General features: G+C 53.6%; 21 protein-coding genes and 1 pseudogene. All 22 read right to left on the bottom strand.

What is annotated here, in order from left to right; genetic code table 11:
* Positions 1 to 66: 66 nt before the first annotated feature.
* Positions 67 to 1,176, bottom strand: coding sequence for a phage late control D family protein (locus BLS62_RS11085; protein WP_143521540.1), 1,110 nt, complete (start codon positions 1,174 to 1,176; stop codon positions 67 to 69).
* A 3-nt stretch (positions 1,177 to 1,179) separates the two neighbouring features.
* The gene (locus tag BLS62_RS11080; protein WP_093180562.1) at positions 1,180 to 1,404 is read right to left on the bottom strand and encodes a tail protein X; all 225 of its coding nucleotides are present in this window, start codon (positions 1,402 to 1,404) and stop codon (positions 1,180 to 1,182) included.
* Between the two features lie 8 nt (positions 1,405 to 1,412).
* A complete protein-coding gene (locus tag BLS62_RS11075) occupies positions 1,413 to 1,820 on the bottom strand; it encodes a phage tail protein (protein WP_208990814.1) in 408 nt (135 codons plus the stop codon).
* A gap of 26 nt (positions 1,821 to 1,846) precedes the next feature.
* Positions 1,847 to 4,243, bottom strand: a complete 2,397-nt coding sequence (locus BLS62_RS11070; RefSeq protein WP_093180555.1) for a phage tail tape measure protein — start codon at positions 4,241 to 4,243, stop codon at positions 1,847 to 1,849.
* 207 nt (positions 4,244 to 4,450) lie between these two features.
* Positions 4,451 to 4,771, bottom strand: a complete 321-nt coding sequence (locus BLS62_RS11065) for a phage tail assembly protein (RefSeq protein ID WP_093180553.1) — start codon at positions 4,769 to 4,771, stop codon at positions 4,451 to 4,453.
* Between the two features lie 156 nt (positions 4,772 to 4,927).
* A pseudogene (locus BLS62_RS11060) lies at positions 4,928 to 6,312 on the bottom strand (IS3 family transposase); the annotation flags it as partial.
* Positions 6,313 to 6,432: 120 nt separating this feature from the next.
* The gene (locus BLS62_RS11050; RefSeq protein ID WP_093180551.1) at positions 6,433 to 6,960 is read right to left on the bottom strand and encodes a hypothetical protein; all 528 of its coding nucleotides are present in this window, start codon (positions 6,958 to 6,960) and stop codon (positions 6,433 to 6,435) included.
* A gap of 23 nt (positions 6,961 to 6,983) precedes the next feature.
* Positions 6,984 to 8,216, bottom strand: coding sequence for a phage tail sheath protein (locus BLS62_RS11045; protein ID WP_208990813.1), 1,233 nt, complete (start codon positions 8,214 to 8,216; stop codon positions 6,984 to 6,986).
* A gap of 75 nt (positions 8,217 to 8,291) precedes the next feature.
* On the bottom strand, positions 8,292 to 8,831 hold the full coding sequence (locus BLS62_RS11040) for a hypothetical protein (RefSeq protein ID WP_093180548.1): 540 nt from the start codon (positions 8,829 to 8,831) through the stop codon (positions 8,292 to 8,294).
* Positions 8,828 to 9,235, bottom strand: coding sequence for a hypothetical protein (locus BLS62_RS11035; protein ID WP_093180545.1), 408 nt, complete (start codon positions 9,233 to 9,235; stop codon positions 8,828 to 8,830). Before BLS62_RS11035 ends, BLS62_RS11040 begins: the two co-directional genes overlap by 4 nt.
* A complete protein-coding gene (locus BLS62_RS11030) occupies positions 9,232 to 10,134 on the bottom strand; it encodes a tail fiber domain-containing protein (protein ID WP_093180542.1) in 903 nt (300 codons plus the stop codon). Before BLS62_RS11030 ends, BLS62_RS11035 begins: the two co-directional genes overlap by 4 nt.
* A gap of 3 nt (positions 10,135 to 10,137) precedes the next feature.
* On the bottom strand, positions 10,138 to 13,338 hold the full coding sequence (locus BLS62_RS11025) for a DUF4815 domain-containing protein (RefSeq protein WP_093180540.1): 3,201 nt from the start codon (positions 13,336 to 13,338) through the stop codon (positions 10,138 to 10,140).
* Between the two features lies 1 nt (position 13,339).
* A complete protein-coding gene (locus tag BLS62_RS11020) occupies positions 13,340 to 13,855 on the bottom strand; it encodes a hypothetical protein (RefSeq protein WP_093180537.1) in 516 nt (171 codons plus the stop codon).
* A gap of 25 nt (positions 13,856 to 13,880) precedes the next feature.
* Entirely contained in the window at positions 13,881 to 14,720 is an 840-nt protein-coding gene (locus BLS62_RS11015) for a phage tail protein (RefSeq protein WP_093180534.1), read from the bottom strand.
* Positions 14,717 to 15,577, bottom strand: a complete 861-nt coding sequence (locus BLS62_RS11010; RefSeq protein WP_143521539.1) for a baseplate J/gp47 family protein — start codon at positions 15,575 to 15,577, stop codon at positions 14,717 to 14,719. Before BLS62_RS11010 ends, BLS62_RS11015 begins: the two co-directional genes overlap by 4 nt.
* Positions 15,578 to 15,584: 7 nt before the next feature.
* Positions 15,585 to 15,956 carry a GPW/gp25 family protein gene (locus BLS62_RS11005; protein ID WP_093180528.1) on the bottom strand — a complete coding sequence of 124 codons (372 nt, stop codon included), beginning with the start codon at positions 15,954 to 15,956 and terminating at the stop codon, positions 15,585 to 15,587.
* Complete coding sequence (locus BLS62_RS11000; RefSeq protein ID WP_143521538.1) at positions 15,953 to 16,135, bottom strand: hypothetical protein; 183 nt, start codon at positions 16,133 to 16,135, stop codon at positions 15,953 to 15,955. The genes BLS62_RS11005 and BLS62_RS11000 overlap by 4 nt, the downstream gene beginning before the upstream one ends.
* Positions 16,136 to 16,160: 25 nt before the next feature.
* Positions 16,161 to 16,697 (bottom strand): hypothetical protein, encoded by a 537-nt coding sequence (locus BLS62_RS10995; protein WP_093180523.1) that lies wholly within the window; start codon positions 16,695 to 16,697, stop codon positions 16,161 to 16,163.
* A 6-nt stretch (positions 16,698 to 16,703) separates the two neighbouring features.
* The gene (locus BLS62_RS10990; RefSeq protein WP_093180521.1) at positions 16,704 to 17,438 is read right to left on the bottom strand and encodes a hypothetical protein; all 735 of its coding nucleotides are present in this window, start codon (positions 17,436 to 17,438) and stop codon (positions 16,704 to 16,706) included.
* A gap of 7 nt (positions 17,439 to 17,445) precedes the next feature.
* On the bottom strand, positions 17,446 to 17,832 hold the full coding sequence (locus BLS62_RS10985) for a hypothetical protein (RefSeq protein ID WP_093180518.1): 387 nt from the start codon (positions 17,830 to 17,832) through the stop codon (positions 17,446 to 17,448).
* Positions 17,832 to 18,062: a hypothetical protein gene (locus tag BLS62_RS10980; RefSeq protein ID WP_093180516.1), complete on the bottom strand. Its 231-nt coding sequence runs from the start codon at positions 18,060 to 18,062 to the stop codon at positions 17,832 to 17,834. Before BLS62_RS10980 ends, BLS62_RS10985 begins: the two co-directional genes overlap by 1 nt.
* The gene (locus BLS62_RS10975) at positions 18,062 to 19,117 is read right to left on the bottom strand and encodes a major capsid protein (RefSeq protein ID WP_093180513.1); all 1,056 of its coding nucleotides are present in this window, start codon (positions 19,115 to 19,117) and stop codon (positions 18,062 to 18,064) included. The genes BLS62_RS10980 and BLS62_RS10975 overlap by 1 nt, the downstream gene beginning before the upstream one ends.
* Positions 19,118 to 19,122 lie beyond the last annotated feature (5 nt).

Below are 19,122 nucleotides of genomic sequence, written 5' to 3'. Positions count from 1 at the left end.
CAGTGGGCGGGTCATGAAAACTCAAAATTGATGTGGTCTTGTAATCGGGGGCTGCCCGTTACTTGGTCACTGCTGCGTTCCAGTGGTTCCGTTCCGGTTGAGCCCATCTCCAACTGGTTTGGGTTTGGGTTTCGGCGTTACAGCCTTTTTCCCCTCACGTTTGCCTGCCCCGTCCTGCGGGTCCTTCAGGCTGAGTGTTGTTGTTGCCCCGCCTCCGCGTGAGGCTTTGTGCGTGCGGCTATCAATGCGGTAGGTGCCATCAATCCCGGTTTTAATGCCCTCCACTTGGCACAATCCCTCTGCCTGTGCTTCTGGTGCCAGATCTATGGTGATCGTGCCCGATGCCTTCTCGCGTTGCCCTTGCTTTTCACGAGCCTTCAGGACCTCCTGCACCTGGCTTTCATCATTGGAAGTGGAGCGGATTGCATTAAACACGACGTCTTCAGTTTCAGCGGCTGAGTCTCCAATCTCATCGGCTTTGTATGGTCTTTTAACAACAGCCACCTTTCCTTTCTTCCGATCCAGATACCTGGCAGACCCACCGGAGAACACCCGCTTTAAGTCTCGCGGCTTTATTTGCCACGAGATGATGTTGCCGGGTTTGGTGCATTTGATCCCGGGCAGCTTATTTTCAGCACCCAAAGGCAGCAGAACAGCCACCTTGTCGCGGATTTTAAAGGCCCCTTGCAGTTCCTTTGCATACCGCTGACCAAGGGCAAGAAAGCTTTCTCCACTGGCGCCCCAGTAATCTCTGATTACATCCTTAAAAGCCGGGTCAACCTTGATGGTAAACCCTGCCTTTTTGGCAGCCGTCTGCAGAAAGTCACCGAGGCTCGCGTCATCCTTATGGAAGAACAAAGGCTGTTTTACCGGCGAACGTTCATCAAACCCTTTTGCTTTAATAGTGAGCTTCTGGCCACTTGAACGGCTCCCGGAGGACGCGGGGCGGTCCGTAATCCCTTCAAAGATCTTCTTGCCTTCAAGCATGACCACAAGCTTACTTCCGGCGCTTGGCAATTTGATTTGCCCCGCTCTGTCATCCAGCACAAGGCTGCAACTGTCTGAGCTATACCCAGCCTTATCCGTTGCAGATATGCTCATGAGATAGGGGCGCAGGTTCTGGGAGATATCCTCCCCATTGATCGACACGGCCCAATCTACAATCCAGTTACTCATGATCTATCCAAACAGGTCTATAGTGGGTTCCGGTGTCGTTGTGGTCTGAGCTGGCAGGTCGGGAACTAGTATGACCCGCCCTTGCTTTAGGTATGGCCCCTCGCCCGCGATACCGGGATTAAGCTGCAAGGCTTCATGGATCAGCTCTTGCCCGCGCCAGCCATGCACGCGAACAAGCAGCAGGTCCAAGCTGATATCATCACCTGAAACGGTTATCTCTCTGGACATTGGACCACCTAGAAAATGTCAAAAACGGAAAGCAGGTTGCTCACCAGATTAAGGGAGTGCGGCGTTTCATCAGGCTCTTGTTGCAAGGCAAGCCGATAGGTCACCACAAAGCCCACACCATCGCGATCAAGCTCCTTGTGGGTTTCACTGGTAGACTTGATGGAGTAATTCCCGAGCCTCACGCCATCGCCGCGCATAACGGGAAAGACCTCCCCAGTAGAACGCATCACGTCCGCGATCTGCAGCTCAGTCAGCCCGCCGATCTTTGTCGGCAACAGTTGCCCGGAAATGTTGATTGTCTTACCGCCGTCCCCGGTGAATTCGCCGGGCTTAATCCCACCGATCACCGCTTTTTTGGCCGTATCTGCTTTGCCGGAGATGGACACCCGATCCGCGTTAAACGGAAAGGTATCCATCTGCAAAGCTCCCAGCATGTAAAGCATCAGCGCACCGCATATTCTTGGTCAGCATGAAGTCCTGCCATCCGGTCCTGGACCTGATCGACAAATTCATCGACCATTTCAGAAGCATTGCTGGTTTCGTGAAAGTGGAGATCACCAAAGTTGAAGGTTTGTGAGCCACCTGCAGGTCCAGCCCCGCCGCCTGGTGCCATATTGGCAGTGTCAGAAGCGGTGTGGACGTAACCCGATTGGCTAGGCGTAACCACCTCCGCCCCGTTTTCACCCACCAGATAACTCCTACCCCCGACGATCTGACCACCAAGGGCACGCGCGCCGGAAATTCCAGTTTTCGGTTGGGCAACGTTGTCGTTTGCAGCTCCACCCCATAAATTGGGTAGCCATGACGGAGGGCTTGGCCAACTAATAAGGCTGCTAACGTCAATGTTTCCAATCGCCTTCAGGATCCGATCTGGCAGTTCTGAGAACCATTCGAAAAGACTATTAAAGGCATTCTTGATTGCGGTTACAATGGCTTTCCCGGCCTTCTCGCCCGCCTCGTGGAACTCAGCCTCAGCTTCATCGGAATAGTCATTCATCGTAAAGATTTCAGAGATCCAGTCGCCTATTTTGGCCGGAATAGCTTTCACCGTCTCGACAATGCTCGACAGGGATTCAGAGATACTTGTGATCGCGAAATCAAGCGCAGCCCGCATAGTCGCTTCATCGATCCCAAGCCATGCACCAAAATCAATAAGCTTTTGCGTTGCCCACTCCCCGACAGCAGCAGCGACTTCATATGCAAAGCCGCCCAACGCCTCAAGGACAGACAGGAGTGCCTCCCATATGACTGAGGCAAATCCTGAAATATAATTACTTATCGGCTCCCAATAATTATAGATTGCCAGCGCTATTGAGGCGACAACAGCGACTATCAGAGCAATCAGGCCCCACACAGGAGCCGTCACAGCCGTAACTGTCGCGATAATTCCTGAGACAACGGCCATGACAGTAGCGTAAGCCCCGGACACGGCTGTAATAAGACCTGCCCAAAAACCGCCACCGCCAAGAGCTGCCATCATCCAGGCTCCGATGAACATCGCCCTTAAACGTGCCATAGCTGTTGAAATCATCCCGACAGCATAATGAATTCCGAGAGCAGCATTTAGCGCTCCGTTGGTCAGCCAGAGGAACGAAAACCGGGCTGCCATAACAGCTACTCTTAGCCCAACCAAACTTGCCAGCAGTCCAACGACAGCAGCCGTTACTTCCGGATTTGCGGCAGCAAGATCAGCCAAGGCGTTTATAAAAGGGCCAATGGTTTCCATGACCTTGGTCAGGGCTGGGAGGAGTGCTGATCCTATGGAAATTCCAAGATCATTCACCTGGTTCTTGAACCGCTGCATCGCGGAAGCTGTTGTGGCTGCTCTAGCTTCATATTCTGATTGCGCAGATCCTAGGTAATTAGTTTCCTCGGCAACAGAACCAAGCGCACTTGTCAGCAAATCAGCATTTTCAATGAGTGGAGCTATAGCTCGCGCCTCATCTCCAAATAAATCCGTCATTGTTGAAGCTTGTAACTCTTTTGGCAGCTTTCGAATTTGCCCAATTACGGCTTTAAGCGTTCCGACCGCATCCTTTTGCAGATGCTTAGAAACCTTCACTGCATCTAGACCTAAAAGGCGGTAGGCCTTGCGTTGCCTTTTGGTTGCGCCCTCACCCCGAGCTAAAGCCTTCCCAACATTCCGGAAGCTTGTTGCTGCTACCTCCGCATCAGAACCAGCCGCAATCATAGCCGAGCCTATGGCTGCGGTTTGCTCAGCTGTAAATCCATATTGCAGACCAACGGACCCAACGCGGCGCATATAATTAAGGAGATCGGGAGCGCTGCTTGCTGAGGTGTTTGATAGGTGGTTGAGCGCATCGGCAAGATCGCCGGTTTCGCCAACAGTTAAACCAAGCGCGGTTTTTATCTTCGCAAGACTTTCCCCGGTAACGTCAGCACTCATCTCAAAAGCAACGCCGATTTTCCCGGCCATTTTAGCGAACTCCAGAGCTTCTGGCGCCCCCATTCCGGCTTGGCCCGCAGCCGCAACCATTGATGCAATCCCCTCGGCTGATATGGGGATTTCTCTGGCCAGGGCACGAATGTCTTTCGACATTATTTTGAAACCGTCAGGACTATCAAAATCAACAACCTTCCTTACATCAGCCATTGCGCTTTCAAAGCTCATTGCTGCCTTGATAGGAGATGACAACGCTCGCGCCAGAACATAACCAACACCAGCCGCCTCAAGCATCCCACCACGCATTGAAGCGAGCTGACGGGAGTTGCGTTGTGCAGCTCGTCTGAGACCTTCGACGTTTCGTAAAGCTGCACGCGCAGGCGCAGTTACCCTGTCAACCAGGGCTAAGATAAGCTGTGACGTAATCACTGACACGGAGGACGGCCTTTCTATTGGAGGTGGAATAAACCAATAATTGGTGGTTAGAAGAGCCGCCAAAGCCAACTGGTTTATTGACTAAGTTCACCTATTTGGAACGCTTGGACTGGCGCTGTAAGGAACGGGAGTAGGCAATCAACTTGTCTATTTCCCACTCTTCCACCTGATCAACTGAGGTGCTTAATTCCTTGGCCGTGACTGCAATTAAGTCGCGCCACTTGTCCGCTTCTTCTTTCGAGCCGGTTTTCTCTCTGTCAGTTTCTGCCCCGACTTTCCCAAAAGAGGCTTGATAACCTCTCCAATCCTTTCAAGGTCAGAAACGTCAAGTTCCTCGATAACCTCGATAGATACGCCAGCAAGCGAAGCAAACAGCAGAAAACCGGCTTTAAGCTCGTTCTCTTCGCCCTCTGCAACGTAGGAGTCTTTTGCCTTCATCCGGCGAAACGAGAGACTTTTAATCTCACGCCCATCGTGAGAAATGGGGAATTCCAAATCGAGAGTTACTGACTTGTTCTTTTCACTCATGCGAGCGCTCCACAAAAAAGCCCCCGGCGATAAACCGAGGGGCATGTCAAGAATTAGGGTTTGTTAAAAGCTTAGATACCAAGAGCGCGGTTGCGCGCACCTTTGGTTGGGTCAGGCGGAACGTGTCAACGACTTTGAGACAGTGGCATTTGGACTTTAAGCTTGATTTTCTTTCTCTGGCTTTGGTGGATTGATCCAGACGGCCGTCGGGATTTGAGGTGGTTTTGGCGGTTTTAGTACGAAGCGCTCGGGTGTACTGATGAACGCAGCCTCGAGAGTTGCTTGGCGTGCGGCATAGACAGCCTCGGCCTGTCCAAAGTGGACCTGATCAGGGGTCATGAGTCCGATGCCTGCATGATGGTGTTGTTCGTTGTACCATGCAAAGAATCTGCGGCAAAAGTCGCGAGCTTGCTCGATGGTTTCAAACTTCCTGGGGAATTCGGGCTGATATTTCAGCGTCTTGAAGTGGGCCTCTGAGAACGGGTTGTCGTTTGAGGTATGGGGTCGGCTGTGGGATTTGAGCACACCAAGATCCACCAGCATCAGAGCCGTTGTCTTTGCCTTCATTGGCCCGCCACGATCGGCATGCAATGTCAACTGATCGCGTGGAACAGCATGCTTTCCCATCGCATCCATGAACAGTTCCTTGAACTGGCTGGCGCTTTCGGCCTGCTCAATGCGCCAGCCAACAACACGGCGGCTGAAGATGTCCAAGATGACATAGAGATAGAAGTAAGACCATTTCACCGGGCCCATCAGCTTGGTAATATCCCAAGACCAGACCTGATTGGGAGCTTCGGCTAGAAGTTCCGGCTTTTGATAGACAGGGTGCGTGCGCTGACGGCGACGCTCAATGACTTCGCCCTGAGCGGCCAGTATCCGATACATCGTGCGGATCGAACAGAGGTAGGTGCCTTCATCCAGCAAAGTGGCGAATACCTCGGTGGGGGTCTGGTCGGTAAACCTGGGCCCACACAGATGGTCCAGTACCCGAGCCCGTTCATTTTCCGGCAAGGCACGCGCTGAGGGGGGACGTGGCTTTACCGCGCGTGGCGGAGCAGCCAATGTAGCGCGATGGCGAAAAACGCTTGCCCGCGACAAAGAGAGCGCGGAGCAAACGGCTGAGGTCAGGCCGCTGCCTGAGGGCAGAGCAATCGCGACGGCCATCATGACTTGCCGCTGCGCTCTGGCGTCTGCTCCATCTCGTCCAACAATGTCGCCACTTTTTTTTGGATTGCAAGGATGGCTTCCGCCTGGTCCAGACGCCGCCGTAGTGCTGAAACTTCACGGTTAGCCTTGGACAGTTCGGCCTGTAATGGGTTGGCGGGTGCTTTTTGTGGGCCACGTTGACGCGGCTGCAATGATCCCAATGAGCCTGCAGCGCGCGCCCGACGCCAATCCGTTAGCGCAGAAGAATAAAGCCCTTCGCGCCGTAGAATGGCTGTAACACCACCTGTGTCTGCTGCTTGGTCCGTCTCGTCCAGAATGCGCAGTTTGTATTTGGCTGTGAAACTTCTCCGCTTAGGGATAGCGGTCAACTCGGCTGTAGGCTGCACTGGCGCTGTCACCATGCGGGTTGGCGGTGGCGGGGGCACAATATCATCAGGTCCAGTATCGGGTGAAAGCGGTGTCTGTGAAGGCATAACCATGGGTTCGTTCTCCTACGCCATCAAGTGTAAACTTTGGCCAGTGGAATGTCTCACACTTATTGGCACGGAGGGAGGCCGGATTTCGCGCTCAAACCAATCCCAGTAGTAAAGCTCTTTCTGATCAAGGATCACTTCAACATGGGTGACTTCCTTGAAGACCAGATTACAGCCTTGCAGATCGTCGGATCCCATATCATCGGGTTCCCATTCCATCAATGTGGCATGAATAAACCCACGAATTGGGATCCACACATTGCCTGGCATCTTGCGATAGTTGCCCGCAAAGACCCACTCTTCATGAGCGCCAAGACTTTCCAGAAGGCTTTCATCAATGCCTTTGTGTTCCGCTTTGGGCTCAAAGGCCTCTGTGCGCGGCTTGCCGAAATCAACCCCGCCAATACCGCCGCCCGGATTATGATTGACTGTTGTGTATTTGAAGGCAGGCAGAGCAAGCTTGGTCAGGATATTGGCGCGGGAATCTTCCGGAGACCGGACCAGTCGCAGGTCAATATCTCCGTTAATCAGTATAGGGCGCTGCATATAGAACTCTCCAGTTCAGGGAATTAAACAACCGAGCGCAGACGCGCCAGAATGTCTCTGATCAGGCCATCGACAGCCGGGCGATAACGGCGCATTTCAAAATCAGCGCGTTTGAACGCACTTGCTGTTTCCTGTTTGATCTCCAGATTGATGTGCCCCAGTTCAATTTTCTCAGGCTGGTTTTTGTCAGCTTTGAACATCTGGGAAGCAGGCGCGTAACCAAGGATATGCCCACCCTGCTTCAAACCGCGCAGATCACCAACAATTTCCCTGATCCACGATTCAACACGCTGCGCACTCTGCTTCTTGCCCAGATGACGGCGTGTGATTTTGATCATCTGGGTGACGATGTAATCCGTGCCCCGTTGCTGGTGAAGCTGAGGCCACTGGGCATCAGTTTGTGCCATATCCGTGCCAAGGAAGGTAAAGCCTCCCTCTGCAACCGAGCCATAAACGCCAATCTCACCCTCAGTCACAATCGCCACATCAGCGGCAAGCATCTGCTGGCCTTCCTTAGACCCGTCAAGGAAGTTGAACGGGATCTTTCTGGAAAGTCCGGCAAGGCCAAAAATTGGTTCATTACAGATGGTCTCAAAAGGCATGTTGCCATTGTTGGTATCAGCACGAACAATCAGGCCAGCAACGCGGGAGGCCATCGGACGTGTGACAACGGTATCACCTTCCCAGACCCGCGCCGCTACACCCACCGGCATCAAGCGGCCCGAGGCCATGGTCTCGCGGGCATCAATGGCATTTGCTGAACTTGTCGGGTCCACATCAACGGGAGCAACGGCAAGGATGCGTCCAATGTTTGCTTCCAGCGCGGCCACCACTGGGTTGACTGTCTCCAGATCCGGACGCCAAGCCGTAGAGCCAGCAACTACAATGCCCGGTGTGCAATTTACTGCAGACGGGATTTCAGTAATGGAATTGATGATAGCTGCAATCGCCGCAGCACTTGCTTCAGGTGTTGCCCCTTTTGCTGTGCGCACAACAGTCACATCAGCAGAACGTTCCATCAGATTGAGCTGATCCTGAACCCCGCGCAGATGATCGCGCAAGGTGCCGGTTCCAAGGGCGTCCACCTTTGCTCTATCACCGGATGAGATGCGTTTTGGAGTATCAAGGGGATACTCAGTATCGGATGCATCCTCAGAGCTGTCGATCACCAAGACCTTGGATAGATCGCCTTCTGTGACTGGAAACGGATCATCCGACTTATAAGAGAATTGCATGCCGATTTTTGGCGCGCTCATTGGCTGTTCTCCATGAAAAAACCCGCTCCAGCGATCTGCTGTGCGGGTGGGATTATTGGGGTATGTGAGAGTGGTTTAGGCGGGATCTGCCTCGGCACTCAGAATATCAGCAAGGGGCTTGGTTAAGTCCCACAGAGTGCCATTACTTGGGTCTGGGATCACGGGCAGTTGCTGGATTTCTGCGGAGCGGGTCACGATGCCTGCGCGATATCGAATAGCTGCATGGTAGAGCGCTTCCACCTTCCCCCGGCTATCCAATTCCAGCAGCACTCCGGCAGAAGTGATAGCCTTTACTGCACTTGCTTCAGGAAGGCCTGCATCAAAACCATCCAGCATTTCCTTGAGGCGAGAGACCGACTCCAAATCTGTCTTAAATTGGATACCATTTATTTGGGTGCCTTGATCAATCAGGATTTCGGCGTACTGGCTGACGTGTACTGCGGTTGCAGATACAGGTTCCACTTCCTCTACGGTTACTCCTATTGCACCAAGCTCATCCTCTGATAGGGCAGTGAATGCAGAAGGTGGGTATCGATTTCCGTCCGCAGCTGTGAGCGATTGTGTGGGGTCAAGTACGACTGTTTCCCCTGCTGTGTTCAGAGAATAGCGCTTCATAATTGTATCCTATAGATTCCATAGAAGTCGGCGGTTGCACCAGTTGGAGTCGGTCGAGCAGTCCCCCTAAAATAACGCCAGCCTTCAAAGTCTATGAATGGTAGATCACCAATCCCGTTAGCAATACCAGAGGAATAGAAAAGAGTATTCCAGAAAAAAAACGAGTGGTTTAAGTCGCTATTATGGAAGCAATAGTAAGCTAGTGTGCTGTTTATGTAGTGTTCGCCGGTTTCCGGCTCCCGTATCTCATAAGATTTCCCATAAAGGCCACTCATGCTGATTGGCCCATCTGAAACGCCAGCCAGCTCACGAACAGCAGAGCTTGCAAGGGAAATAGGTCCAGCCGCTTCCAGCTCCTCACGCACATTACCAAGAGAGATCGGCCCACTTGTTTGCAAGGTCATTTGCCCTCCACCTCGCTAAGCCGGGTGTTGAGTTCCTTGATGGCCTCAATGAGCAATGCCACCAGATTGCCATAGGCAAGAGAGAGGAAGGTCCCGGAATGAACCACCTCGGGCACCACCTCCTGGACCTGTTGCGCGATCAAACCAAGAGATTGCTTTCCATCTTTTTCATAGGAGCACCCTTGCAGCTGAAGCACCTTTGCCAGCGCCTCTGTGAGCGGCGCGATGTTCTGTTTCAGCCGTGCATCTGAAAAGGCTGTCACATCACCGGACGCTTCAAGCCTGCCAGTTACCTTCGCACCATTTACGTCTGCCTGCAGCTTGGTGTTGCCGGCAAATTTCAAAAGACTATGCACATGCCCCGAGATGGCCTTGCCGTCCAATGCGGCCTGCAATCCAGATACATTGCCCATGGAATGAGTATGAAACAGATCTGCCTTGCCGTTTAAAAGGTTCTGCAGGCCGGTTATGTCGGCTGGTTGGTGAGTGTGAGCAGCATCAGCTTTACCTGCAACACTTGTGACCAGGCTCTGGAATGCCGTCAGTGTCACCCGTTGTGCAATCGCCTGATTAATTGCTGCAAATGCGGCCTCGCTGTCTCCCTCATGAACGGTGAGCGCCTCCCCGATCTCTTTTAAGGTATCCAGTTCCGCCTGCAGCACGCCTCCGGTCATGTCCGAAAGCACCTCGGCTTTGGCAGCAGCAACAGCTGGCCCCAGAGCCGAGGAGATAAGTGCGTTTACATCCTCGGTAGAAAGAGCCTGACCCAAGCGCTGATAAATAACCACATCGATGGCGGTGAGCGCATCGCGCAGCCGTTGTACGTCCACACTGCGCGGCGGGTTTTCCGGGTGTGGCAAAGGCAGATCAAAATGCTCGGTCTTGTTATCGACAGTCATTGATCAAACCTCCGTTGCGCGGGCTGTGATACCGCGTACCCGTGGCCGGGATGCGGGGGTTCCGCTCAGTGTGAGTTTCAACCGGGTCTCCAAATCAGATGTGGAGGCAAGCAAATGCTCGCGCTGCGTCCAGCCATCGCCCTTTGCAAGGTGGGATGTGGGAGCCAGATCATGCCAGTCCCCGTCACCTCCCAAAGCATGGGAGACAGACGAACTGCCCGGTGTGCTGACCTCAAACATACTCCGCACTTTCAAAGGCCCGCCTGCCACATCCAATGTGATCGCCTGCGAGATGTACTCGGCGGTTTCCTGCAAGGTGCCAGCTAAAACCAGCAAGCGCCCTGCAATCAGCGGGGTTCGTGTTGGCGTGCCGTAAAGCAAAATAGCAACCTGCCAGTTGCCATTCAGATACCGATCCAGCTCCACATAGGTGTTGGGTTCCAGGCGGATCACATCCCCATCCTTGGAAAGCTCCACCACAACTTTTGTCTGCGGGCCCATGAGCTCATGGGAAAGAACGGCCACAAGATCCGAGGCATTGGAAAGAGCAATCGCTCCTGCCTCGATGCGGTGCTCGGTGGCGGTAAAGCGAGCACCAATCAGGCGGTAGGTTACATCACTGTCTGGATGCAGCACCCAGCCTGCATTGTTGGGGCTGGTTGCCATCTGGCCGCCAACGGGGTTTTTGCGCACCCATTGCTGCTTGCGGGCATCAAAGCCTTTTGGACTGTCCCCCACTTGCGAGCCAAGTTGAGCATAGGCAATTGCATGATCCGGATCGTCAGTGAGCAGAGCAAAGGCGCGGCGCTCACCAGCTGGAACCGGCAATGGCAGCTGATAGGCAATGCGGCTCCAGTTGCTTTCTAGATCGGCATTGGGATTGGACAGAGCAAAATCACCGGCAATGCTGCCAGAGGCAAACACGTTGCCCTCTGGCGTGTCTTGCGGCGCTGCGCGGACCTCACACGCAATCCCCTTGGAGGCATCGCCGCGTGCTGTGAATTCCACATCGACACCAAGCAACAACCGGTCCTCTGGCAACACAAAGCTTTGCGAGACAGGATCGCGCCGGCGTGGCTGTGCGGCAGGACGCAGCAGGACTGTGGTGACACGCCATTGCTCTGTGGTGATGGTGCCTTGAGAGATAAAAACAGCAGAAGCTTCAGAGCTACCCTGCCCTTTGATCTCCACCCGCTTCTGTCCTGTTGGTATATTGGCAGGCACATTGAACGATCCAGCCACCACCCCTTGTGCATCTGCAACCGCATTTTCTGCAATGGCGATGCCGTCAAAGGTCAGGCTGGCGACCTGTTCGCCAGGCCCAAAGTCTTCGGCCCGGTAGGTAATCGTGATTTGCGGAATGAACTCGGCTTCGCGCTGAGAGGTCGAGATCCGCTCTTCAAGGCTCTGCGATCCGGCAGAGGCATTCCAGGCCACCATGCGCACGGTTTGAGCTTGGGTGGTCTCAACCTCCACCTCACTCCAGTAATGCTCAGGCGGATCAAGCTGCAACGCAGCCGGCACAGGATCAAAGGCCATATAGGGATTAATCTTGGTGATTGCTGTTCTAAAGGGCTGCTGCTCGATCACCTCGGCTAAGTGGGGCAAGGTGTACCAGCCCTCAGCAAGCTCAAGCTCATGTTTGCTCACTGCCAAAGGCAGGCGCACAAACCCGCCAGTAACGACAGCCGTCGGATTCAATCCATCATCAACCTGCGACCGATCGGTGCAATTGTCGGTGAAGTAGCCTTTGTGAGAGGCCGGATCTCGATCAGCTGATTGCTGGCGCAATTGTAATGTTGAGACCTGCTCTGCCAACACCAGCAGATCGCGCTGGGTGGCGCGTGCCTCAGCTTCCTTGATCGCCTTAAGCCCGATGGCTTCAATCACAGGAGCTTGCCCCCAGCGATTATGAAGGCGTACCAACGGGCACAGATCCTCCGGTACACTTGGAGAAAGCGGGTTGAACCCGGTGGAAAGCCCTTTCAGATAGACAAAAGCCCCGTCCTGATTGATCGCCAGAATATCCGTGCGAGACAGTTTCCATTTATAGCGCGTGGTGACATTGCGGCCAGCAACACCGCCTGCAATCACGTAGCCCTCTGCACTGACAGTTTCAGGGACAACTTGCGTGGAGTATTCCAGCTCAAGATCAAGGCTGGAGCCCGGTGCCGGTTCAGCACCAGGGAGCGACCAATCCAGATTGTCGCCGCTGCGAGTGAAGTCAGCGCCCTCAACATAGGTTGTGCCGCCCTGCTTGATCGAGGTCACCGCATAGATGGACGCCACGCCAATGCTATCAATGCCACCGGCAACACCATGGGTGATGGTCTTGCTCATAGGCGCGATCAGGGTGACTTCTACAATCTCGTCAATTGGAGCGCGGTTGGTTGTGATCTCGCATTTGCCGTCTCCCCGATCCACATAGGCGTGGTTCTCGGTGCGAACCAAGGACAGCTCGGGTGTTTCTGCCTCTAGAAGTTGGCTATCGACCGTGCGTGTGACCAGAATACCGTTGGCCCGCAGCTCACCGGCAGAGATAAGCAAACGATGATCATCTCCTGCTTTCCCGCCATAAGACACATCAAACCCTTTGATCACATGGGAGCCGTGCGTCTGGCGCACATGGCGGGCAACAAGCTGCTCGGCCACATCCCCGGAGGGCGGTTCAATGACGTTTTGCACCTGTCCATCCAGCAAGGTATGGACGGGGTAAAACGTGCCCTCGGTACCGTCTCCCTCAACGCCCCAGGTCAAAGGATAGACAAGGCGAGCGGCAAGCGACTGGCCAGCCGAAGCTGTGTTGCTGACAATGCCCTTCAAGCTCGGGTCGTCCTGATCTGTGATGATTTGCTCATCCAGATAAACGCCGATAACCGCAAGACCAACAGTGGGAACGATAAGCTGCTTTTCCGGTACGCTCAGCAGCGCACTTTCAATCCAGATGCGAGCCGCTTCCACCAGCACCTGGCCAAGAGACTGCACGACAACGGCACCGCCTTCACGCAGCGAGCTTGCCCCAACAAGCATTGTGCCCACATCGCCAATCCGGGCCTCAAAGATCTGTTGTGTCTCATTGGCCTCAGCGCTTTCAACAAACTGACGCTTGTGATGCAACAACCGTTGATAGCCTTTGGAACGGTCATAACGGCTGTAAATATCCGTGAGGCCAAACTTGGCAAGAAGCTCTTGAAAACTCAGCATATCAATACCTGTCAATGAAGAAGTGGGTCAGGCCAGTGCCTGCAAACAGCGGTGTCGGCGTCATGTATGCCACGCGGGAAAGTGTTCCCGGCTCAACCACATCAGCGGGTAGCAACACCTCTTTGCCAGCGGGCACGCCCTCAACAAGTGCAGGATTGCTGTAAAGCGCTATGGCTCCCAGCTCCTGCCCCGCAAAGGACCCGATTGGAGCATGCACCTTCACAAACAATGTGTCGGTTGGATCATCGCTGAAGGCATACTTTAAGAGCTCACCATCAGGTGTCTGGCCCGCCACTTCACCAGCCTCATCAGGGCTCAAAAATCCAACTGCAAAGCTGCGCAAATACACGAATGGCTGTTCAAGGTGCGGGTTGTCCATATCCGGTGTGGGAGGAATGCCGTTCCACTCCGGCGCAGGCGGGCATAAAGCTGCTATCCACGTTTGCTGCGAGAGCACTTTGGTGACAGCAAGGGTCGCCGCACGCGTACGCACGTCGTTAAATATCGGGGTGCTCATGAACCACCTTTAAATCTGGAGAAGTCTATTGGCTGAAGAAGTCCGGATACGTGGGGATCAGGTACGGTTTTGCGACCTCATCCCAGCTTTCCGGCCACCACTCCGGCCATCCGCTTGTTTCAAAATCAAGCACGCGGGCTGAACAGAAGATTGTTCCACTGCGATAGATAATGGGCTGCGGCGGGTGATCATCAAAGATCATCTCATCCATGCAAAGTCCGAGGCCGGGTTCCTGAATGAACGCCGATATCAGCTCCGTTGCAAAGACAGGCGCAGCGCCGTCTTGTGCAAAGACTGCCCGCCTGCTTACACCAACCGAGATAAGCGGAGAGCCTTCCCAAAGCCGCACTCCTGAGTACCCGTCAAACAACCCGTCATCGTAGCGGTGTTCATCCAGACGAACGGGACGATAATCAAGGTCCTGCGAAAAGATCCTGAACAGCTCGCCCTCTGCGGCCTGTGAGAGCTTTGACAGCCCGACAAGCTGCTTGAGCTGCTCCAGATCGTCAGGGGCTTTTGTAAACCCGAGCTGGTAGTCCCACCATTGGTGGCGTCCGTCCGGCGTATCGATATAGCCCTCGGAATTTAGCCATGTGAACGCAATCTCAAAGGCTCGGTCCGTTCCGCGTGCGCGTTGCCATTCCGGTCCCTCAGAAAGCACGCGCTGCATGTCGCGCACATAAGGCACCACCTCCTCAAGTCCGTAATCCCAGATGAGCCAGGGAACCCAATCGGCAGGTGTTGAGGACACACCTATATGTTTGATGTTGTCGATGTGTTGCCCGTAACGACCATGGCTGTCCCACATCTGCGCCAGAACAAAGGTGAACGTGCCAGCTCCAGATGGGAGCAAAGCGCCGCTCATGAAATCAGCCGTTCAGTTGTGATCTGAACATCACCAAGTGCAAAAGCTTCATTGGAAGCAGCAATACGGTCTGTCCAACCGGGTAGCTCCACCCGCTGCACGCCGTTACTGTGCAAATAGTGATCCAGATAACTTGTTGTGATATCAAACCCTTGCTGCTGGTCCTTTATGTAAGCTTGCAACAAAGCAGCTTCCGGGTGTTCGGGAATGATGGCCTCCGGGTAGTAGTGAAGCACCGCGCTCACATTCACTGTCGTGACCACAGCCGAAACCACTTCAATCTGGACAAAATTGCGCTTGAAGCCTGTTTGGCGAAGAGAAGAGCTGATCCTGTCCAGAAGTTCTTGATCCGCAATTCCGTTGTTGTCGTGGGTCAGGACCGAGAATATCAGCCAACGCTCTGTGATGTTCCGTGTCTCTCCAAAGCCTTTCACATGCCGCAGGCGCGGATCAACACCCATGGCCCGCGCAACATAATACTCCATAGGGCCACCTGAGGATTTCCCCTTTTGCTCGATACGTTCGCGCTCGCGCAAAGCAATGTCATCTTCACCGGCCAGTCGTTGCAGGCCAGAGCGTTTAACCTTCAAATCAAGGTCCGAGCCTTCAGCGAATTCAGAGAGCAAAACCACACGAGCGGCATCGTTGAGCCTGCCAATAAAGTGCAGATCGCCATAGGCTGCAGCTTCAGCGGCAATCACCACTGGATCTGTTTCCAGATTCTCAACTGTGTAGGCGATATCTTTGGCATGAAAGCCCGCAACAGCCTCCTCAATCCGGTCCTGCCTCAGCTGTTCGTAATCAAGCGGCTGAACCACAACAGGGCGCGGAAAAGAATGCGGATTAAATCGGCTCATTGTGATCTCACCCAAGTAAGAACGAGCGTTCCCCTTCGACTGTGAAGTCTCCAAGATGGGCTCGCGGCATAAACGCGCCAATTATATGAAACTGTGTCTGACCTTTGCGCCGTTCCTCTGGAACATCCTGAGGAACGAGTTTTTTGACACGAAAGCGGGGCTCCCAAAGCTCGCAGGCAAGAGCTACAGCCCATGCATAACCGAGCAAAGTGTCGTTGGAGATATTGCGCCGGATGATAATTGCAGGAACGGGAGAGCCAAAGTCCTCGCGCTGGACCCGAGCGCCATAGGGTGTGGGAACGATCTCCTCTGCAATAGACTGGACCGTGTGTTCCCACGCACTTATTGGTTTACCCGTATGCCTGCATAATCCGCTCACGAGCCCGCTTGAGGGCTGACCGAGGGCTTAACGGTCGTTTTAGACTTATGCCGTTTTAGGTGGCCAAGCGCTTCCCAGGGCGCTGCCTTGTCCGCTGGCAGCTCAATGATATCGCCTGCCTTCACCGGCCTATGCTCCAGCCGCGCTCCGGCTTTGTCTGTCACTTCCCATTTTTCCATTTCAAACTCTCCTTTGCGTGACGCATCACCCAACAGGCTCACCGGAAACATCCGGCCCGCTGGCAACATCTTTATGTTTGTGGGTATGATCGATAGGTTTGCCGTGGGATTTGATATAACCGCCCTCATGCTCAATGTTGCCCTTCAGGCGGGTCACACCGGGCTCAATCACAAGGGTCTGGTTTTCACCAACGTGCATTTCAATAAGTTCTTTTCGCATGATGAGGCGGGTATCACCCCGCTCAATCATCAGCTCATCGGCATGATTTGACGGGCTTTTATTCTTTCCCGTTACAGGAGAACTGGAAGCCGTCAGCTGTCTGGCATCCCCGCCTCTGCGCCGTAACTCAACTGCTTGTCCAGCAGAGGGTGTAACCCGGATCTTCCAGTCTCCAGCCATTGGGAAAGCCCAATCAGCTTCAACTGCCTCACCGCCCTCATCTCGCTGCACCATGACCTTTTCGTTGTCGGGGTCGTATGAGGTCACAACCCCATATTCGATCATACGATCCACTTTGCGGGTCAGTTGCCGGATCTTCGAGTAAATCTCAGAGAAAGGCATTTGTGCTTACCCTCCTGCAGGCGGCTCTTCGGTTCTGGAAAAATTGATAGGATGAGGCATGTGGAGAATTTTCACCTCGCTCTGGGTAAGCCCATCCATCTCAGCGGGATTGACCCATGCATGAGAGTTTCCCTGTTCCATCCGGGTTCGAATGAGTTGCCCCACCACATTCATCCAGCTCATGTCGTGGGCTTCCAATACGCTCACTGCCGTATCCCAGGCGCCGGTGAGCTTTCGCCCTCGGGAAAGTCCCCTTGGAACGTTAAGAGGAAAAAACAATCGCCGTGTCGCCCGGCGAACACCGCGATCATCTGCTCCGCACAACGTTTGCACCGGGCCGCGCAGTTCACAAAACTCACGCCACACATCACCAATTGGGTTTTCAATATCCATCAGAGCAGCGGCAATATCATCTTCCACCAGATCGCAGGCAAGCTCCGCAGCACCATCGCTTTCAGGAGGTTCAACCTCATAGGCATAAACGGGTCCGTTTTCGGAGTGCCTGATTTCACTGATACTCTTCACACCGCCAGCAATATCAATCACAAGATCCAGCTCGATTTTGCCCCGTGAATGGCGAACACCCTTCTCGGTATAGACCACAGCCAAAGGCTCAATATCCCCATCCTTGAACGGTCGGTCCACGGGCATGAACTGGGTATCCAGAATACGGCGCTCATTCAAAACAGTGTTTCTTAAAACTGCGATCGTCAAAAACCGGGTAACTGTACGGGCAAGCATGGCAATCTCACGTTTTCAAAGTCAGTTCCAAAATCACCCAGCCTGCCTCAGGTTCGCCGCACGCGCTTACTCTGAAAACACGACCATCCTCCAGTCGTTTGAGCTCATCGCCCTCCTCTGGATTTCGGAGGTTTTCAAGCTCACCAAGGTGAACAGAAGCTGTGATGGTGTCGTCATAGGACCGGGAGCGAAAATCATCACCGCCTTTGCGGCCATCAGAGGATCGAGCATCCTCTAAAAAGGTAAGCTCTGCCTGGATGTTTACTGACTTGTCATCCTCAGACTGATCAAAGGAGCTTTGCCCCCTGACCTTTGCAGTGAACAAAAAAGGCTGACCAAATTCCTCGGCCAGCCTTTTTGATTTCTGCGCAAAGCGCTCATCAAACCCTGGCATCAGGGGTCAGAATTGCCCTTTGAGGCACCATCTCCAGATTCCGGCTCGTCTGGAGGTGGTGGCGCTTTTTCATTATCAGTCTCATCGACCTCAACTTGAATAACACCACCCAGCTTCTCCAGCTCCTCCAACTCCCTTTTGGGAAAATTGGCTGGCAGCTTTTTGCCAGGCTCAAACGTCCCTTTGGAGGTTTGAAGCTGGGCCGCGGCAACAAACTTGAGTTTGGCCATTACAAAAGCCCCTTCCAAACAAATGCGCCATTCGGGCGACCTGGAATCATCAACGGCGCTGATTGGCTCATGACCATATCTACGGATGGGTTATTATTCTCCCAGACCTTAGGGAAGATAGGCAGCGCTTTCAGCTCGGCCTTTTTGTCCAGGATCACGCCAAATCCGCGCACGCCATAAACTCCAGAGGTACCGGCCTGTCCCGTTGGAGCGATCAAAGCCGCATGGCCTGCAGGCAGGTAGCGGTGTTCCACACCAGCTTCATCGCGGTATGTGGAGGCATCCACATAAACAGCAAAGTTGCCAACCATGCCTTTAAACATCACCGGATTTTCAGGATCTGTTGCAGCGGGAGAAGTTGTAATGGTGCTGTCATTGCGCTTGGTCAGATCAAGCTCATCTTTGATGGACTTGTTCTTTTTGAAATGCGGCCAGAGCTCAGGCGCCATATGCAGATCGGTTGCAGGCGTACTAACCTTTGAAGCAACGTGGGTCGACTTACCCTCGATCTCTCCCATGATGTCATAGTCAGTATTCGACCACTTATGATTTGGGTCTGTATTAACAACAACGTTGTCGGCATCTCTACCAAAATCAATCAAAACAGAAGGGTAATCCTCGCCGGTTACCGTGATCTTTCCGGCAATCAAAGCCATACGGCCCATCCACTCCCAACGCGCTTCAATCTGCATCTTCTGATTAAAAAGATGCTTCAGGGTTAGCCGTTCAAACCGGTCCATATTGGACAGGTCACCTCCAAAGCTTTCACCCGCCATGCGAGTAATTGCGTCCGTTGGTTTGACCACATTCATGGGTTTGACATAGGCAGGCCGGAAGGTTTTAGCTGTAAAGCCCCCGGCTTCCTGCGGCTTACCTGCGACCAGCGGCATCACAAAGGGTGCCAGCGTCACCTGTTTTTCAAAGACATCATCAATAATGATCTCTTCTTTGTCAGAAAGATGCTCAAGCTTGAAATAGCGATCGAGATAAAATCGCTTCGGTGTAAACAGCGTCTCAACGACAAGCAGGAGCTGTTGCAGTGTATAATGATCCATTGCGA

This window comes from Pseudovibrio sp. Tun.PSC04-5.I4 (assembly GCF_900104145.1).
GTDB lineage: Bacteria > Pseudomonadota > Alphaproteobacteria > Rhizobiales > Stappiaceae > Pseudovibrio.
This window is presented reverse-complemented; position numbering and strand designations above follow the sequence as displayed.

Bases quoted from the DNA above. Each gene is read 5' to 3' on its own strand.
- BLS62_RS11085 (WP_143521540.1), bottom strand. From the start codon at position 1,176: ATGAGTAACTGGATTGTAGATTGGGCCGTGTCGATCAATGGGGAGGAT.
- BLS62_RS11080 (WP_093180562.1), bottom strand. From the start codon at position 1,404: ATGTCCAGAGAGATAACCGTTTCAGGTGATGATATCAGCTTGGACCTG.
- BLS62_RS11075 (WP_208990814.1), bottom strand. From the start codon at position 1,820: ATGGATACCTTTCCGTTTAACGCGGATCGGGTGTCCATCTCCGGCAAA.
- BLS62_RS11065 (WP_093180553.1), bottom strand. From the start codon at position 4,771: ATGAGTGAAAAGAACAAGTCAGTAACTCTCGATTTGGAATTCCCCATT.
- BLS62_RS11050 (WP_093180551.1), bottom strand. From the start codon at position 6,960: ATGCAGCGCCCTATACTGATTAACGGAGATATTGACCTGCGACTGGTC.
- BLS62_RS11045 (WP_208990813.1), bottom strand. From the start codon at position 8,216: ATGAGCGCGCCAAAAATCGGCATGCAATTCTCTTATAAGTCGGATGAT.
- BLS62_RS11040 (WP_093180548.1), bottom strand. From the start codon at position 8,831: ATGAAGCGCTATTCTCTGAACACAGCAGGGGAAACAGTCGTACTTGAC.
- BLS62_RS11035 (WP_093180545.1), bottom strand. From the start codon at position 9,235: ATGACCTTGCAAACAAGTGGGCCGATCTCTCTTGGTAATGTGCGTGAG.
- BLS62_RS11030 (WP_093180542.1), bottom strand. From the start codon at position 10,134: ATGACTGTCGATAACAAGACCGAGCATTTTGATCTGCCTTTGCCACAC.
- BLS62_RS11025 (WP_093180540.1), bottom strand. From the start codon at position 13,338: ATGCTGAGTTTTCAAGAGCTTCTTGCCAAGTTTGGCCTCACGGATATT.
- BLS62_RS11020 (WP_093180537.1), bottom strand. From the start codon at position 13,855: ATGAGCACCCCGATATTTAACGACGTGCGTACGCGTGCGGCGACCCTT.
- BLS62_RS11015 (WP_093180534.1), bottom strand. From the start codon at position 14,720: ATGAGCGGCGCTTTGCTCCCATCTGGAGCTGGCACGTTCACCTTTGTT.
- BLS62_RS11010 (WP_143521539.1), bottom strand. From the start codon at position 15,577: ATGAGCCGATTTAATCCGCATTCTTTTCCGCGCCCTGTTGTGGTTCAG.
- BLS62_RS11000 (WP_143521538.1), bottom strand. From the start codon at position 16,135: ATGGAAAAATGGGAAGTGACAGACAAAGCCGGAGCGCGGCTGGAGCAT.
- BLS62_RS10995 (WP_093180523.1), bottom strand. From the start codon at position 16,697: ATGCCTTTCTCTGAGATTTACTCGAAGATCCGGCAACTGACCCGCAAA.
- BLS62_RS10990 (WP_093180521.1), bottom strand. From the start codon at position 17,438: ATGCTTGCCCGTACAGTTACCCGGTTTTTGACGATCGCAGTTTTAAGA.
- BLS62_RS10985 (WP_093180518.1), bottom strand. From the start codon at position 17,832: ATGCCAGGGTTTGATGAGCGCTTTGCGCAGAAATCAAAAAGGCTGGCC.
- BLS62_RS10980 (WP_093180516.1), bottom strand. From the start codon at position 18,062: ATGGCCAAACTCAAGTTTGTTGCCGCGGCCCAGCTTCAAACCTCCAAA.
- BLS62_RS10975 (WP_093180513.1), bottom strand. From the start codon at position 19,117: ATGGATCATTATACACTGCAACAGCTCCTGCTTGTCGTTGAGACGCTG.